15 protein-coding genes are annotated in these 17,161 nt (G+C 36.2%); 8 read left to right on the top strand and 7 right to left on the bottom strand.

The genetic code is table 11. The annotated features are described in order from the left end of the window. Positions 1-296 precede the first annotated feature (296 nt). Entirely contained in the window at positions 297-1,337 is a 1,041-nt protein-coding gene (locus tag H8Z77_RS01215) for an AraC family transcriptional regulator (protein ID WP_186995909.1), read from the top strand. A 228-nt stretch (positions 1,338-1,565) separates the two neighbouring features. Here H8Z77_RS01215 and H8Z77_RS01210 read toward each other — a convergent pair whose 3' ends face one another. From H8Z77_RS01210 to H8Z77_RS01190, 5 genes are all read right to left on the bottom strand, one after another. Then, the gene (locus H8Z77_RS01210; protein WP_186995908.1) at positions 1,566-4,715 is read right to left on the bottom strand and encodes a glycosyl hydrolase; all 3,150 of its coding nucleotides are present in this window, start codon (positions 4,713-4,715) and stop codon (positions 1,566-1,568) included. Between the two features lie 79 nt (positions 4,716-4,794). After that, positions 4,795-5,007 carry a helix-turn-helix domain-containing protein gene (locus H8Z77_RS11665; RefSeq protein ID WP_186995907.1) on the bottom strand — a complete coding sequence of 71 codons (213 nt, stop codon included), beginning with the start codon at positions 5,005-5,007 and terminating at the stop codon, positions 4,795-4,797. Further along, positions 4,935-5,840, bottom strand: a complete 906-nt coding sequence (locus H8Z77_RS01200; protein WP_186995906.1) for a cupin domain-containing protein — start codon at positions 5,838-5,840, stop codon at positions 4,935-4,937. Before H8Z77_RS01200 ends, H8Z77_RS11665 begins: the two co-directional genes overlap by 73 nt. A gap of 403 nt (positions 5,841-6,243) precedes the next feature. Further along, entirely contained in the window at positions 6,244-6,651 is a 408-nt protein-coding gene (gene tnpA / locus H8Z77_RS01195; RefSeq protein ID WP_186995905.1) for an IS200/IS605 family transposase, read from the bottom strand. A 183-nt stretch (positions 6,652-6,834) separates the two neighbouring features. Then, on the bottom strand, positions 6,835-7,611 hold the full coding sequence (locus tag H8Z77_RS01190; RefSeq protein ID WP_186995904.1) for a DeoR/GlpR family DNA-binding transcription regulator: 777 nt from the start codon (positions 7,609-7,611) through the stop codon (positions 6,835-6,837). Between the two features lie 394 nt (positions 7,612-8,005). Here H8Z77_RS01190 and spoIIID point away from each other — a divergent pair, with 394 nt between their 5' ends. Further along, entirely contained in the window at positions 8,006-8,254 is a 249-nt protein-coding gene (gene spoIIID / locus H8Z77_RS01185; protein WP_069988344.1) for a sporulation transcriptional regulator SpoIIID, read from the top strand. 111 nt (positions 8,255-8,365) lie between these two features. On the opposite strand, the gene H8Z77_RS01180 is transcribed toward spoIIID, so the two are convergent. Further along, positions 8,366-9,715: an MATE family efflux transporter gene (locus H8Z77_RS01180; RefSeq protein ID WP_186997073.1), complete on the bottom strand. Its 1,350-nt coding sequence runs from the start codon at positions 9,713-9,715 to the stop codon at positions 8,366-8,368. 290 nt (positions 9,716-10,005) lie between these two features. Here H8Z77_RS01180 and H8Z77_RS01175 point away from each other — a divergent pair, with 290 nt between their 5' ends. The 4 genes from H8Z77_RS01175 (at position 10,006) to H8Z77_RS01160 (ending at position 13,157) form a co-directional block, all read left to right on the top strand. Continuing rightward, a complete protein-coding gene (locus H8Z77_RS01175) occupies positions 10,006-10,824 on the top strand; it encodes a M15 family metallopeptidase (RefSeq protein WP_366471719.1) in 819 nt (272 codons plus the stop codon). A gap of 42 nt (positions 10,825-10,866) precedes the next feature. Beyond that, entirely contained in the window at positions 10,867-11,484 is a 618-nt protein-coding gene (locus H8Z77_RS01170) for a GNAT family N-acetyltransferase (protein ID WP_186995903.1), read from the top strand. A gap of 332 nt (positions 11,485-11,816) precedes the next feature. Further along, the gene (locus H8Z77_RS01165) at positions 11,817-12,329 is read left to right on the top strand and encodes a ferritin (RefSeq protein ID WP_069988343.1); all 513 of its coding nucleotides are present in this window, start codon (positions 11,817-11,819) and stop codon (positions 12,327-12,329) included. A 36-nt stretch (positions 12,330-12,365) separates the two neighbouring features. Then, entirely contained in the window at positions 12,366-13,157 is a 792-nt protein-coding gene (locus H8Z77_RS01160; protein ID WP_069988342.1) for a ZIP family metal transporter, read from the top strand. Positions 13,158-13,221: 64 nt separating this feature from the next. Here the strand turns inward: H8Z77_RS01160 and H8Z77_RS01155 are convergent, their stop codons facing one another. Beyond that, positions 13,222-14,703 carry an N-6 DNA methylase gene (locus H8Z77_RS01155; RefSeq protein WP_186995902.1) on the bottom strand — a complete coding sequence of 494 codons (1,482 nt, stop codon included), beginning with the start codon at positions 14,701-14,703 and terminating at the stop codon, positions 13,222-13,224. A gap of 201 nt (positions 14,704-14,904) precedes the next feature. Here H8Z77_RS01155 and H8Z77_RS11525 point away from each other — a divergent pair, with 201 nt between their 5' ends. After that, positions 14,905-15,546, top strand: coding sequence for a hypothetical protein (locus tag H8Z77_RS11525; RefSeq protein ID WP_069988340.1), 642 nt, complete (start codon positions 14,905-14,907; stop codon positions 15,544-15,546). 84 nt (positions 15,547-15,630) lie between these two features. Next, positions 15,631-16,596 carry an alpha/beta hydrolase gene (locus tag H8Z77_RS01145; protein ID WP_186995901.1) on the top strand — a complete coding sequence of 322 codons (966 nt, stop codon included), beginning with the start codon at positions 15,631-15,633 and terminating at the stop codon, positions 16,594-16,596. Positions 16,597-17,161: the final 565 nt, after the last annotated feature.

Genomic DNA, 17,161 nt, shown 5'->3' with positions numbered 1-17,161 from the left:
CCCTATTGTTACCCTCCAAATACGCCCTTTATCAGCATAAAAACTATATACAAATAGTATGCTTTATCGTTCTATAGAAAAACAGGAGAAAAAGCCTTATTTTCTATAGAATTTTTTACTAAATTTGATATGAAAGATAAAGTATAATTTTACATAATTTCTTATTGAAATCTTATATTTTTTAGTATATCATAGTAATAAACAAATAGATATGTCGTATTTTTTCTATTTTTATGTTCTAATCAATACAAAACATAGCAATTTATTAAAACAGAAGAAAAGGAAACCATGTAAAAATGTACGATTGCTTAAAACAGGAAGTAGAACAGCTAATTGCTGCCATGAATCAAAACCCTACTCATATCCTGCGGTGGAGAAAACAAGAAGAAGAACTAAAAAAAACACCCGAACTTTATTTGGAACACAAAAATATTTATTCCGAAGAATTTGTATTCCAACCAGAAGAAGACATTATGGTGTACCCTGATTTTCCTTATACAGGCTATCCTGTAACTGACTTGGAAGAACAAAAAAAGTTTGAACAGACCTATTTCCATCGTCACGAATTTTTTGAGCTTTTTTATATTTATGAAGGAACATGCTATTGCTACTTTAACGAAAAAGAATATGTATTGGAAAAAGGTTCCGCATGGATTTTTAATACCCAATGTCGCCATGCAATTGTTGTCCCCAATGATGGAAGCCTGCTAGTTAATATCATTGTCCGTAAATCCACCTTTATCGCCACTATGCTAAACATCATCCAGCAAAACGACCTATTTTTAGAGTTTTTCTTGAACTCTATTTACAGTAACCAGGATCAGCCACGTTATATGAAGTTCAATATCCATCCTGGCGACATGGCTGAGTTTTATATCTTTAATATCATACGGGAGTATTACCAAAAATCAAGGTATAGTCAGAGCGCGATGAAGCTCTCTTTTTCATCGCTGTTAATCGAACTATCTAGGCTGTATTACGAAACTCACCACTTAATTAAAAATGATGTAAAACCGAATATTGTGGAGATTATTTCTTATATCAGTGACCATTTTTCAACTGTCACATTAAAATCTCTCTCTGAGCATTTTCATTATTCCACAGCATATCTTTCCCGCTGCATTTCCAACTACACAAATATGACTTTTTCAGAATATGTGAATCAATATAAAATGGATAAAGCACGCTATTTATTAAAAAACTCCGAGCTCCCTATTGATCAAATTGCCCATCTGCTGGGATATCATCAAAGAAGTTCCTTTGAAAAAGAATTTAAAAAACTGGCGGGTAAGACCCCAAGCCAATACCGTAAAATTTTTTCCGATACGTACCTATAAAAGCGGAAATTGCGGTGATTTAAGTGCCACAAAGGCGATTGTTCAACTCAAAATTATTTTCATACTAGCAAATATGACATACCAATCTACGTATTCTTGCGATATTTTCATGGTTTTTAAGTTTTAAGTAATCATAATTTTTGGATATCCCATCTAACTTATTTATCAAAATAAGTACAACAAAAATAAGGCTCAAAATTGAGCCTTATTTTTATTTAGAAAATGTTTTTATTTGCGTTTTTTGAAAACGGTAAGAATAGTTGTTCCAGCAATCCCTGCAAATACAACACCAAACAATACATTGGTATCGCCTGTTTGTGGAATAGAAGGATTAACCGGATTGGTTGGATCAACTGGATTTGGACTAATTGCCGGTTGAATTGCCACTACTTTATACGGGGAAATTGTAGTTGTACCAATAATCCCATATTCTTTTGGATCGCCATTTGTTCCAACAGCGTTCTGTAAAGAAGAAGCTACCACTACAGTCAAAGTATTTTCCCCTTCTTTTAAATAACCACCCAAATCAATTTCTTTGGTTACCTGGTTTGCGGCAGGCAATTTCTCTCCATTTAAATATACTTGAAAGGTTTCCCCAATTGCTTCAAAGGAAAGGGTTGCTCCATATCGCTCCACATTCTTCATGGTAAAGGTTGTAGTATAGGTCCCAATACCGGAAACATCTTTGCCTACTTCTGGAATCTCACTCCAAGCTACTGCCTCTGTCTGATCATGGTAGATGATATCTTTTGCAGTTACTGCCGCATCATTTGGATCTCCTGATGTCCAACTTTCTACCTGTAAATCCCATTCATGAATTGGAGTGGATGCAGGAACATCAGTACATTCTTCGCTATACAATTTTCCATCATTTGTTTGTACTGAATAACTTCCATTTTGCTCAATATGGGCAACTAAAACACCGTCCTGGTAAGTAACAGCGGTATTGCTATCTACAGCATGGACATCATATCCTGTTCCAAAAGCAGAACCAATCCCAAACAGAATGGCATCATTGCCCGCTAATGTAATTGTAGTTGTAACAGTAGAACCATCCGTGGTATAGTTTGCAAGTGGAAGAATTTCCCCTGTCCAAGTATCTAGGACAAATGGTGCTCCATCTCCTTGCATCGTTACGGTTACAGACCGTTCTTCTTCTGATGTATTATAGAAGAAATAAATTTCCCCATCTTCCATAGAACGATGGATTGGCAAAATAGAGGTATCCTGTTCCGCTTTGTCTGCGGATGGAACAACCCCCAATTGAGCCAAGGCGTTCCCTACCTTTTCAGTGGAGTCCACATGTATTACATTTTCTTTTTCCAGTAAAGTGTCCATCAATGCAGTAATCTCTGTATTATCCTCTGTATAAGAAGTAGAGATACATGGCAGCTGGTTCGCAAATACTAACGCAAGGCCATTATCTGCAAATTCCACCAATTTTTTCATGGCATCTACTGAGATAGCGGTTTCATTATCAATGACCATTGCCTTGTAAGCTGGTCCATTTTCATTTAAAACGCCATTTGTAACTTTGGCAGAATCCATTGTTAACAATCCTGGAGTAAATAGTTGATAAGAATATCCTTGCGCTGTAATAGAACTACCGTCATAGAAAGGTCCACCGCCCTGAGCATTTCCTAAGCTTTCATATACAGCTACATCAGTTTTTTGAACTCCCTGCTGCAACGCATATTGGGTACGACGAAGATTTCCAGATAATTCATCAATCTGAGTCCATTGTGGATCACGGGAACTCCAAGTACCAGAACAGGAATTTCCAAAAGCATTAAAACCTGGCCATTGGGACTCTGGAGAATACATATAACTATAACCATGGAATACCAATGAGTTGACGCCAGCGGAATAATCTTTGTACGCTGCTTTCATCATATCATCCCAAGCATATCCATAAGCTCCGCCTACGCTAAAGCTTGCACCAAATTCAGAAGTCAGCATAGAGGTGGTTCCTCCCATATCCCTGCCGGCTGCCAACATACTAAATCCGTCGAACTGGTCTGAAAATCCAATTGTTTCCCCTTCTGGAACAGTAACATTGGCAGCGCATAAGCCTGTATCAATACTGCCTCCATAAGTCTGGGTACGGAACCCCATGCCAAAGGTTTGTTCTGCCCATTCCTTGATGGTTGCGATATGCTGGTTTAAATAACAGCTCGCCCAGGAATCGATCATATCCGCGCGGATACGGTTGTATTTGTATTCTGCATCATTGGCAATAACAAATGGCGCAGTGGATTCCAAATCAATCCCAGTACTATTCCGTTCGGAAGAATGCCCATTGGATGGAATCCCTAGTGTATATGGTAGAACATCCATCATATCATAGCCACAATTCTGGTTGAAAGTATCTACTAAACTGGAAGTCCAAATATTTTTTGCACTATAGCTAAAATTGTCTTCAAAGAAATTCCCGCCTACTTCTTTTAGCAACTGGGTAATTTCATCATCCATAACATGTTCCTCAAAATATCGGATAAATTCTTCCACACCAGCGGTATTATACATATCCAAACAATAGCCAGTATATCCTGTATCCGGATTGTTATAAGTGCTGTATTTAATCGTTGCGCCGGTGGAATGCTCATAGACTTCCATCACTACGTATTGATCATCTGGAGCGGTAAAATGATATTTTCCATTTTCATCTGGTTCCAAACGGGTTAAGGTGCTGTCATCAACCGCATATTGCGTCCATGTGGTTGTGGTAATATTATCGCCATAACCAGATGTTTTACTGCATTCCTTGGTACTCTCAAATTTTGCGGCATATACACCCAACAAATTAACAGAAGCGTCACTCTGTGTGATTTCTACATAATCCCTCTGCAAATCCGTGTATTCCTGCCCCGCTTTTAATTCAGTTACTGAGTAAACAGCTTCTTTCATCACAGCGTCGCTTTCTAAGCCAACTTCATCCGAAGCGGCAGGCCAATGGGGTCCCATGGTAACATCTACTGTCATTCCATATTTTTTCGCAGATTTCAATACCTGGCGCAGGGTTTCTTTCCAATAAGAGCTCCCAAACAGGTAACTTTCAGTTCCATCTCCTTGTTCTAAAGTCTCGTATTCGCTATCGGTTAAGTGTTCATACACATTCGCTACTTCTACTGTACTATACCCCGCATCGGACAGTTCCTTCATTTCACGGTCAATCTCCTGCAATAGTTCAGGAGAGGACGCTGGATAACCGGATGGAATCCAATACCTTACCTTTAACATCGAATTTTCTTCTAATGGATTGGCAAATGTAGTGGCAAAATTGGACTGTTGTGCCGATACTGGTATCGTAGTAGAAATACAAGTAGCTACCATAGCAACAGACAACAAAGCCGCCAACATTTTACGTATGCGTTTCATTCTTTTTTTCCTCCTAAATTTAGAATATAGTAGCAATTATTTTTTGTTGCTATAATTTATTTTAGCAAAAACAACCAATTTATTTTAGTGGATTTTTTATGTTATTTTTGGCTTTTTTTAAGGTGTTGTTCTGTTTTCGATATTGGTTAGGAGAAACTCCATATTTTTGTTTAAATACACGGTAAAAATGGCTAACATCTGTATAGCCTACAAGTTCAACTACCTGGTCAATTGGCAATGAAGAATAGCCAAGATACCGGCAGGCGTATTGTAAGCGGATTTCCTGTAACAAGGTAGAAAATTTTTTTGGAATTGCTGTTGTATCAGTTTGGAAAGATAGCTTGGGGTATAATGAAAAAATTCCGCCATTGAAGACAATGTAGCTGTACTGTAATTTTGTTCCAAATATGTTTCAATCTGCACCATCAAATGGTAAGAATCCGTCTCACCTAATTCTCTATTCTGCTGCTTATGCATTCTGGAAAGTCTTGAGAATAATTCTGTTAATTTGGATTTAATAATACTTTGATAAAACTCCTGCTGACCAAAATATTCCTCAATCATACTATGGATTAAGGAGATCAAAACATTATCGCATTCAAAAAAGAGGTAAGGCTTTTGCTGCCGTACATTATATAGGGAATCCAGAAAAAACCGGCAGACTGGTTCAGATTCCGAAAACATCTGCAAAAAAATATTTTCTATTAATTCCCTCTTAATTAAAAAATTAAAGACAATATCTTGATGGTTCACAGTATCACAGCAGTGTTTTGCCTGGGGGGAAAGCAAAACAAGAGTATTTTCTGGCTGCTTAATGGTATATCCTTCTATTGTATTATGAAATGCCCCACGATAAACATAGCTCATCTCAAAAAAATCGTGGTTATGTGGATACTCGTTTTCTTTATGGTATTTCTTTTCTTCCCATGGACATCCATGCATCATAATAAAAATTGGACTTCCAAACACAAACCATTCTTCATCTGGTATGGTGCTGTAACCATATTTTTTGTTTTGTTCTTCTGCTCTTTTGCGATTGTCAATTCCTCTGTCCGCCATTATCTTCTGATATTCCTGGATTTGTTTTTGTGCTGCCTGTAAGTAATCGTTAATATCCTGTATCACCTTTTACTCTCCTCCTTCCTTCTTATCATATCATAGAAAGTAAATGGATGGTAGGAGGGTTGGTTTGTCCAAATTTTGTTGTTTTGTTGATAATATATTTCACAAATTTAGTGGTTCACCTATTTAGCTTATTTCGCATATTTTAAATAGGTCTTATTTTCTATCTACATAGCAAAACGACATGATAAAAAACCAGAATTCTTTTATTTATGTACACTTATGGAGTAAGATAATCAAAAGTACCCTGTTTCACAGGAATAAAAACGATTCCTATGGAACAGGGTTTTCTTATACAATAAATATCCCCCGGCATAGCCGGGGGTTTTACAGATGCGCCTGTAAGGCTCTGTTACTAGCAGCGCCCCCAGGCGCTTTTTACGTCCTGACACCTGCGAATGGATTGTTACTTGCTACCCGTAAACGGGTCCATGTATTCTTTCAATGTTAGTTGGTCATGTAATTGGTCTTCTTTCAGCTGATTTTGTATATACTCTGTTATCTTTTTATTATTCTTCCCTACTGTATCTACATAGTATCCCCTGCACCAAAAGCTTCGGTTTTTTCCTTTCAAATATCCCATGAATCCTGATACACTTTCTTTTGGTGGTATTTCTACCAGCATGTGTATATGATTTGGGCACACTTCCGCCTCTATTATCGTTATCCCTTTCCATTCGCACAATTCCCTTAATATTTTCCCCACTTCTACTCTGTGCTCTCCATAGAAAATTTGCCTTCTGTATTTTGGCGCAAAGACTATGTGATATTTGCAATTCCATGTTGTGTGTGCTAAACTTTTATTGTCATTCATCTCGAATGTCCTCCTTTTGGTTTTTTGTGCAGTTGTCAGGCCGCACTTATATTTTACCAAAAGGAGTTTTTTTTGCATACTCACCGCTAAAGCTTTTGGGAACCCCCGACACAGTCGGGTGGTTTCTTATACAAAAATAAAAAACTGCCTAATGTGAAATTTCACATTAGGCAGTTTTTTCATTTAATGATCATCTGCTGGATCGGGATAAATCAACTGGCAGCCATCCTGTTCAAACTGCTCCATATAATTCTGCGGAGGTTTTTGGTCAGTAATAATATAATCCAGTTTTTTAATATCACATGTCTTACTAAAAAACCGGTTTCCAAATTTGGTATGGTCACACAGTAAAACTTTGATTTCCGCTCGGTCTAACATTGCATCTTTATATCTAGACTGCCCTACAGTCGCCTCAGTAACACCATCTAACGTAAGGCCAGTACAGGAAATAAACGCAATATTGGCATAAAATCGAAAAATATCATCTATAGTATCGCTTCCTGTTGTGCTCCCAGATTGTACTTCTATTTTTCCAGATGGAAAAAAGATATCCCAATTTGTCTGTTGGGAAAGCAACAATGCACAATTTAAACCATTGGTAATCACAGTTAATCCACAAATATGTAACAAACTGGATGCAGCATAATAAACGGTACTGCTACAATCTAAAAATACAGTACTACAATCCTTTACTAAGGTTGCAGCTAACTCGCCAATTCTACGTTTTCCATATATATTTTTGTTTTGCCGGATCGAAGCAGCTGGCTCGTTGCTATCGCTTTCGTATAAAACAGCTCCCCCATGCACTCTCCTGATTAAATGGCATTTTTCTAGGGTCGATAAATCTCGACGTATGGTAGCAGGGCTAGCATATAGCAGTTCGCAAAGCTGTTGTACAGTAACCGCCTTTTTCTCTTGGATATAATCTAAAATTTGACGATAACGTTGTGTTAAGACCAATGAACTTCCTCCTTAAATTTATTCCCTCTCTTTTCATTAAAACGATCAATTTGTTATGTAGAAAATAGTACTCATGATACAAGACGGTTTATAGTTGTAAAATTGACATTCTCAATCAACTATCCTATTTTATCCTGATATGCCATTACATAATTAGATAAAACGGCCAATTATACTGGTTACATTCACTATTTTGTACCAATTCGTCCCAAACTTATATCCTTATTATATAATTTAATGTAATATTTGTCAAATAAAATCATAAAAATATTACACAAAATTACGCTAATATTTTTTGTTATCTTTTTTGAAAAGCAGCCCTTCCCTTGCATACTATTACAACTTTTTACATAAATATGAATAAATGCAAACTGACAGGAAAGGGTGAAACCATGTGAACATCAATACAGATGACAGATGCGTCCTGCTAGGAAGATATATCGCCGAACATCGGGCAACAGTACGCACAACGGCAAAAGTATTTGGAATCAGTAAAAGTACCGTACATAAAGATGTATCTGAAAATTTAAAAAAGGTAAATCCACAACTATATAAGCAAGTGAAAAAAATCCTAGAAATCAATAAACAGGAACGGCACATTCGAGGAGGCATAGCTACCCGTAAAAAATATAAGGGAGTTTAATAAAATACCCTACTATAAAAATTCTAATATTGTATTTTTTTGACAAAAAGGTCAAATCAATGAAAAAACAAAAACAGGTATCAGTTAAATCAATCTGATACCTGTTTTTTATTAAGATAAGCTGCTATTTTGTGATTCGTATTTCCGATAAGTACATCTTAATAAAATATAAGCTACAACTGTAGCGATACATTCCGATATTGGGAAAGAAATCCAGATTCCTAAAGGCCCTATCCATTGGGATAACAGAAATCCTAGTGGAATAATAATCACAAATTGACGTAATAACGAAATAGTAAGAGACTCTTTTCCTTTTCCCAAAGCTTCAAAAGTACCAGAATATACCACCCCAACAGAAGAAACAAGAAATCCAAGGCTGATTACTTGCAACGCAACCACACCATATTCGATTAGTTTTGAATCGGAATTAAAAATAGTTAAAATCTGTTGTGGAAAAGCCAATGCCCCTATTGTTCCAATCAGCATAATAACGGCAACAATCAACAAACTGTAATTGACGGTTTTCTTGACACGATGGATTTCTCCTGCGCCATAATTATAGCTAACAATTGGACGCATCCCCTGTACAACACCGCTAGCAGGCATATAAATAAACGTTTGCAATTTAAAATAAATCCCCAATACAGCAACATATACTTGGTTAAACTGCGCCAAAATCCCATTTAATATTCCCACCAAAACCGATGGCAATGCCAACATAATCGAAGAAGGAATCCCTACAAAATAAATCTGTTTTATAATCGCTTTGTCAAAACACAGATATTTTCTATGAATTTGCACACTAATTCTTTTCTTTTTATAAACTATAATATATAAAAAGAAAGCGCAAATTTGCCCAATAACAGTAGCAACTGCAGCACCAGCTACTTCCATTTTAAGCACAAAAATAAAAATTGGATCTAAAATAATATTGATAATACATCCACTTCCCATTAAAAGCATGGTAGTTGTCATATCCCCAATTGCCTGGAAAGTCTTTTCCATCGCAATTTGCAGTAATTGCCCAAAGGAGCAACATAATACAATATAGGTATACTGGCTTGCCCATTGCATAGTTTGGGCATCTTTTGTAAACATACTTAAAAATGGATGGGTAATCAATAAGCCAAAAATAACAAATAAGACACAATGGATTAGTGATAAAAACATTCCAATTGTCGCGGCCTTATTGGCATTCTCATATTTTTTCGCTCCCAGGTTTATCGCGATGGCTGAGTTAATCCCCACACCAATACCAACTGAGACAGAAAGTAGTGCATTTTGTAAAGGAAACGCCAGCGAAACAGCTGTTAAGGCATCCGTCCCTAGCTTTGCTACATAAATACTATCCACAATATTATACAATGATTGGATAAACATGGAGAGCATCATCGGAACTGCCATAGAAACTAACATTCGAAAAACAGGCTTTGTCCGCATAAATTCCTGTTTTGTATCCACCAAATCAACATCCTTTCTTCTATAACCACTCAATAAAAAAGCCATATGTTTCCCTGTATCTTCAGGCATACATATGGTCTTTTATAATAATATTACTATAAAGATTGAAAAAGGTCAAGTAATTGGTTATAATGATATAAATAAAAATTTATTTGGTATACTATAACATGTCTTATAAACCGTTACAGATTATTGATAAAAAGGCTACAGCTTGGTCAGTTTTCCGCAAAGAACCCGTTATATCCATCTGATATTATTATAATATGATAAAAGAGATAGGAGGAACCATCGTGAGTCAATATCCTAGCCGTCCCCCAAAGAAAAAGAAAAAAAATAATAGCTCTAAAATTTTTTGGCCTATTGCAATGGTCATTACTGTTTGCGTCGCCGTATATTTTATTGGGGCCAACTATCTAATTCATAATTTAGACCAAAAATTGGATATCCAAACATCCAGCCAGTCCTCCCAAAATGACCAATCATCCAAGACACAACAATCGGAATCCAATTCTACCAAAGATACCCAAGATTGGAAGCTGACTCTCGTAAACCAAAACAATTTAATTCCAGAAAACTATACAATAGAAGTAACCGAATTAAATAATGGACAAGCTATTGATAAACGCGCCTACCCTTATTTACAGGAAATGATGGACGATGCTCGAGCAGCGGGATTATCCCCTATCATCTGTTCTTCCTACCGCAGTATGGAAAAGCAAACCCGACTGTTTGACGAACAGGTAAAAGGCTTACAAAACCAAGGAAAAGATTATGTAGACGCAGTAGCGGAAGCGAAAACAGCTGTTGCCTATCCTGGCACCAGTGAACATCAATTGGGGTTAGCGGTAGATATTGTTTCAGAAGATTATCAATTATTGGATGAAAAGCAGGAAGAAACCCCAGAATATATCTGGCTATCCAAAAATTGCAGTAAATATGGGTTTATTGTCCGGTATCCAAACGGAAAAACTGATATTACAGGCGTTATTTATGAGCCATGGCACTTCCGTTATGTTGGAAAAGAAGCTGCACAGGAAATTATGAGCAAAGGAATCTGCTTAGAAGAATACTTGGAAGGTTCCTCTTCTTCCAGCTCAGCGAAAAGCTAACTATGCTCTGGTTTTAAACGAAAAATAAAAGAAGATGATTGCATGGAACTTGAAATTAGAAAACTGAGAAAAAAGGACGCTAAAAAAGCGATTGAATTTGCTATTGTGGGTATGCATTTTAATTGGTACATGGACAACAAATTATTACTAAATTTGTATGGACGATACTTTTGGTATTTAGAAGTGACCCGTGCCACACAGATCATTGCTGTATACGCAGGAGACCAATTAGCTGGGATATTGCTTGCGGAAATAAAAGGAGAACACAAAAAATACTCTTCATTTTGGAAATCGTGTTATATTAAGGCCTTCCATCTTTTACAAAATCTTTTTGTAAAAGGCGGTGTGGATGTTTATGATCAGGCAAATAAAGAAATGTTTTTGCAGTATTGCCATAATAACAATCCAGATGGTGAGATTATCTTCCTGGCGGCAAACCCGAACATAAAAGCCAAAGGTATTGGTAGCATTCTACTCGCTGAATTAGAACGCAGGGAAAAAGGGAAAAAATTATATTTATATACTGACAACGCCTGCACTTATCAATTTTATGAACACAGAGGATTTGAATGTGTTGGAAAAAAACAAATTGTGTTAAAATTAGGATACAAAAGGGTACCACTCCAATGTTTTTTATATAGTAAAACTATTGGTAAATAGTTGAAAAAGTAATACCTGTTTTTTAAGATTTAAAAGCTATAACAGGTGTTACTTTTTATTTAGGTATATATATTATAATTTCAATTTATATGATTTAGTAGAGAAATCAGCGTTTTAATGAAAATAAGTAAAATTTAAATTATCAATATCCAATATTTTATTCTATGTTTCTCTTTATGATAAAATAATGTAATTTATCCTTTTTAACATCAAAAATAGGAGCCATTATTGACATTGCTATATCATAGTGATATGATATGTTTAAGAGAAAAATTAGTTTTCCTCTTAGAATAATGATTTTATTTGAAAAATTAGAAAGAAGGCATTTGTTTATGTTAAACCAAAAAGTAGTAGCATTATTAAATGACCAGGTGAATAAAGAGTTTTTTTCCGCTTATTTGTACTTAGATTTTTCTAATTTTTATGAGGATAAAGGATTAGAAGGATTTGCTAATTGGTATAAAGTACAGGCACAAGAAGAAAGAGACCATGCCATGCTGTTTTATCAATACCTGCAGAATAACAACGAAAAGGTTCAATTAGAGGCAATTGCGAAGCCCGATCAAACTTTAGTTGAATTAATGGATCCATTAAAAGCAGGATTACAACATGAAGAATATGTAACAGGTTTAATTTACAATATATACGCTGCGGCGCAAGAGGTACATGATTTCCGCACCATGCAGTTTTTAGATTGGTTTATTAAAGAACAAGGCGAAGAAGAAACCAATGCCCATGATTTAATTACAAAAATGGATTTATTTGGAAATGATCCAAAAAGCCTTTATATGCTGGATAATGAATTAAAATCCCGTGTATACGCAGCGCCTTCCTTGGTATTATAAAAAAATTTTTGAAAGTATAATAGAAAAGAGGCGATTATGAATACTGCGATTACATGGGCTGCTATCGGCACAGGTTTTACCTTTTTAATGACAACATTAGGTTCGGCATTGGTATTTTTCTTTAAAAACGCAATTAATCCTAAAATACAACGGATTTTTCTTGGTTTTGCCGCTGGAGTAATGATAGCGGCATCTGTATGGAGTTTGTTAATACCCGCAATTGATCAAGCGGAAGCTTCGGGTGTTCCCGGCTGGCTACCTGCTGCTGGTGGTTTTATTTTAGGAATTGCCTTTTTAATGTTAATGGATACCTTGCTTCCTCATCTACATCCAGGCTCTGTTTCTCCAGAGGGGCATTCTTCTTCCTGGAAAAGAACCACCTTGTTGGTAATGGCAGTTACTTTACATAATATTCCAGAAGGAATGGCTGTTGGATTATCCTTTGCGTTAGCCGCACAAAATGATCCTTCCGCTTCCATTTCAGCAGCAATGGCCTTAGCCTTGGGAATTGGAATTCAAAATTTTCCAGAAGGCGCCGCCATTTCGTTACCGTTACGTCAGGAAGGAGTTTCTAGAATCAGGTCATTTGTATACGGAAGCCTATCCGGCATTGTAGAACCGATTTTCGGAATCTTAGTTGTGTTGGTAGCGGGATTTTTACAGCCTGTTATGCCTTGGTTATTAAGCTTTGCAGCCGGTGCAATGGTATATGTTGTTGTAGAAGAATTGATTCCCGAAGCGCATTTGGGAGAACACTCCAATGTTGGAACCCTAGGTGTTATGGGTGGATTCCTTGTGATGATGATTTTAGATGTTGCGTTGGGATAATAAATTTTAATAACAGAAAAACACCTTACTATTTTATCGTAAGGTGTTTTTTTATTACAAAAATTTATTCTGTAAGTTCTAACTGCCCTAACTCCTGTTCATAAAAGTGAATTTGCTCTAATAAAGTTTGATGTTGCGCCAAAAAATCTGCCTGTTGGGAAAGGGTTGGTAAATAAAAAATTTGATTTTGAATCATAGATTGGGTAATGTATTGTTGTCCTCCACCACGTCTTTTGTTTTGAAAATGGGCGGAGTACAATAACAAAAAAAGGAAATCCGGTATCACTTTTTCTCGGTCTGGTTCTACCCAAATGGCATTATTGGAAAGGAATCCTGGCTGCCAAGTCCAATACACGTTTCCACAAAAGTTCCCTACACGACCGATAACAATTCCGGTACTTTGCGGAATATTACAAGTATTTGTACTGCCATAGATCCCACCAGCGCCATAGCAGGGATATTTTCCATTTTTATGGTCAGTAGGACATAAATCCCCTGTTTTTAAATGGGCTAGTGATTTTCCCATTTCTTTGGTAGGCTGGATATACCCACAATAGAGCAACAATTCACATTCTAAAAGGCCATAGCCAGTTTGAATTAATTTTTTCAATTGGCCTTTTCTGGTGGAAACACACTTGGCAGTATTGAAGATACTGGTTTGACCGTAATGATCTTCGTATAAACGAGAATCCTGATTTTTTTGTAGTTCGCTCCATAATGCGTGTAAAGATTTTTTTCGGGATGGAATTTCCTCAAAGTCAAACGATTTTGAAGGGATATACTCTTCTGGGAGAAAACAATATTGGTGTTCTTCTAATTCTTGTTGTTCTAATTGCCAGTTTGGTTCCGAAGAACGATATAATTTGAGAAAACTGTTTATATTCTTTTTATTACGGAAATCGTATAACGAAATCTTCTTAGCTGGCGCTGTTTTGGAAAAATATAAAACAGAAGTAAAAATTTCAGAAGTAGAAAGGATTGATTTCGGCAATAAAATGATAGATTGCAAATGGTGATTTAACGAAATATTTTTTCTAAGCTGGATATTATCAGAAGATTGACGCCCTAAAAATCCGTTGGGGAGAAAAGCAGTACAGAATCCACCCTCTTTTAGACAATTTAACGCATGAGATAAAAACAGATTTTCCAAACGTTCTTTCTTTTTTTCAATATTAGAATAACCAAATGGAGGGTTTAACATAACGTAATCAAAAGTTTCTGTTACGCCTTGCATCCATTCTGTTAAAGGGATGTTTTTGATTTCCAGTTGATCCGATTTCATATTGCAACAAAAAATTGTTTCCGTTTTTGGATTCCAGCTTTCTATCCTCATCTCAGTACCTTGCTCTAACTGCCTCCAATAAAATGAAGTTTGGGCTATTATTTTGTTAGTTCCGTAGTATGGATTTAAAATCTCTTTTATCGGATTTAATGGAAATAGTAGTAATTCCGTAACCTGCTCAGGAATATTTCCACAGAGGGCGTTCTCTTTATGATTCTGCTCTAAATAAGATGCATAGATAGCGGATAAATAATTTAAGTTCAAGTGACTCACCTCTGTACGATCTCAAAATTTATATCTATATATATTATATCTTATGATTTTGTTAGAATCAATAAATATATCATTTTAAAGTTTATATAAAACATAAATGTCGTTTTTTGTAGATTTCGATTCAAATTAATGGTATAATATAAATAAATAAAAAATAAAAAGTTGAAAAATTATAAAAAGAAGGTGCTATCAATGAAAAGAAAGCAACATAGAATTATAGCCTTTATTTTGGCTTTTATCACGGTAATACTCATGGGATGTTCTAGCACATCATATCACAACGATTTAACAGAAAAACCTGTTATTTACCTTTATCCTGAGGATATAACAGAAGTATCCGTCCAGTTAGAATACAGCGGTGAGTTAACCTGTAGCTATCCTCAATATCAAAATGGCTGGAATGTAACTGCTTATCCGGATGGGAAACTCATAAATCATTCGGATAAAAAGGAGTATTCCTATCTGTTTTGGGAAGGCGTTGACCAAATCCAATATGATATGAGGAAAGGATTTGTGGTTAAAGGAGAAGATACCGCTAATTTTTTAAGGGAAAAATTGGAGTATATAGGACTGACTCCCTCAGAATACAACGAGTTTATTGTGTATTGGCTCCCTAAAATGCAGGATAACCCCTATAATCTGATTACATTTCAGGGGGAAACTTACACGGAAAACGCCAAACTGAATATTACACCAGAACCAGACAGTATACTAAGGGTTTTTATGGTGTATCAACCATTGGAAAATCCTATTTTAGTGGAGGAACCAATCTTGCAACCTATGAAAAGACAAGGATTTACAGTGGTAGAATGGGGCGGTACAAGGATAGCATAGAAGGGATTGAGTTCACACTTTTTCACATGAATTCGTATATCGGAATAGATTAAAACAAGATCTATTTTGGAAAGGTGTGACCATATGAACCGGCGTATACCATTAGAAAAAGCTGCTAAACAGATTTGCATAGAAAATTCCAATCCACCATTTATTTTCCAGCTTCCACCTGAACAAGGAAGAAAAATTTTGGATAAAGTACAGGATACCCCTATATATAAATTTCCTGCTCATATTACAAAACTGGAAGTAAATGCTGGATATTGGGGAAAAATTAACGTTTACCTTATTGTGCCTGAGGAACTTTTGGATCCCGCAAATGTCATTTTATATTTACATGGCGCTGGATGGGTATTTGGCAATCTACATACTCATGAAAAACTCGTGCGGGAATTAGCAGCACGAACCCGTTCAGTTGTTGTGTTTCCAGAATACAATCGAGCCCCTGAAGCGAAATATCCAATTGCCATAGAGCAATGCTATGCTACCTTATGCCAATTAACCCAAATTACGGAACAGGTTCATATCAAGATGAACCCTAATACACTGACTGTAGCTGGAGATAGCGCAGGAGGAAATTTAGCTATTGCTATGACAATCTTAGCAAAGCGACGGAACGGTCCAAAGATACAAAAACAACTATTGTATTACCCGGTGACAAATGCCCGTTTCGATACTAGTACATATCAAAAATTTGCCTGTGGCTATTATCTTTACCGTACTGGTATGAAATGGTTTTGGAACCAATACGCAAATTTTGAATCAGACCGAAAAGAAACTACAGCATCCCCTTTACGATCGACTATTGCGGAATTGAAAGGCCTTCCAACCGCAATGATAATCAATGGGGAAGCAGATGTTTTGCGGGATGATGGCGAAGGATATGCGAAAAAACTTCGGATTGCCGGAGTAGAGGTAACCTCCATTCGGATACAGGGTACGATTCATGACTTTGTGATGTTAAATGCCTTGGACCAGACTGATGCCTGTCGCACCGCAATGGATGCGTCTACTGCTTGGATTAATCGGAAAAATTGTGAAAACAATTGAATTATGATTCTTATCTTAAGCCTTTTTTGCAAATGGACAAAAAGGGCTTTATTTTATAAAAATCACCAATGATATCCAAGGAGGAGTTCCATAAAAATTCCCAATTTCACTATTGAGCATAGCAAGCTGTCCATAGTCTAATAATGGAAAATTTCCAGCAGAGCAACGCTTCCTCCTCACAAGACATGTAACACACCTTAGCAGTGGATAATTAAACCGTAAAAACTAAAAAATATAGCTGGATAGAATCGTCTATCAAAAATTGCTTGCACTTTTTAACATTTAAGATTATAATAAACAGAGATAAAATTTTTGATTAAATAAAGATTATTATATCCAATTTTAAACATCATTGCCAGTGCGAATGGTAAGTAACCATAAAAAATACGTATTGTTCGCACTAGCTATAACTTGTAGCTTTGTGACTAACAAGTCGATTTATTTAGGTTAAAAGGAAAGTGGAAATAATCAAGTTCGCACTATAATGGCTGTGAACCCCCGAAAATCAAGGGCGCATTCATGCCGCAGTTACAATACACACCCGCCAGGGTACGGAAAACTGAAG

It is taken from the genome of Clostridium facile, from assembly GCF_014297275.1.
GTDB lineage: Bacteria > Bacillota > Clostridia > Oscillospirales > Ruminococcaceae > Massilioclostridium > Massilioclostridium facile.
This window is presented reverse-complemented; position numbering and strand designations above follow the sequence as displayed.

What these genes read in the sequence shown, in the direction of transcription:
- H8Z77_RS01160 (WP_069988342.1), top strand. Translation starts at nt 12,366, where the DNA reads ATGAATACTGCGATTACATGGGCTGCTATCGGCACAGGTTTTACCTTT.
- H8Z77_RS01165 (WP_069988343.1), top strand. Translation starts at nt 11,817, where the DNA reads ATGTTAAACCAAAAAGTAGTAGCATTATTAAATGACCAGGTGAATAAA.
- H8Z77_RS01215 (WP_186995909.1), top strand. Translation starts at nt 297, where the DNA reads ATGTACGATTGCTTAAAACAGGAAGTAGAACAGCTAATTGCTGCCATG.
- tnpA (WP_186995905.1), bottom strand. Translation starts at nt 6,651, where the DNA reads ATGAATGACAATAAAAGTTTAGCACACACAACATGGAATTGCAAATAT.
- H8Z77_RS01145 (WP_186995901.1), top strand. Translation starts at nt 15,631, where the DNA reads ATGAACCGGCGTATACCATTAGAAAAAGCTGCTAAACAGATTTGCATA.
- H8Z77_RS01210 (WP_186995908.1), bottom strand. Translation starts at nt 4,715, where the DNA reads ATGAAACGCATACGTAAAATGTTGGCGGCTTTGTTGTCTGTTGCTATG.
- H8Z77_RS11525 (WP_069988340.1), top strand. Translation starts at nt 14,905, where the DNA reads ATGAAAAGAAAGCAACATAGAATTATAGCCTTTATTTTGGCTTTTATC.
- H8Z77_RS01170 (WP_186995903.1), top strand. Translation starts at nt 10,867, where the DNA reads ATGGAACTTGAAATTAGAAAACTGAGAAAAAAGGACGCTAAAAAAGCG.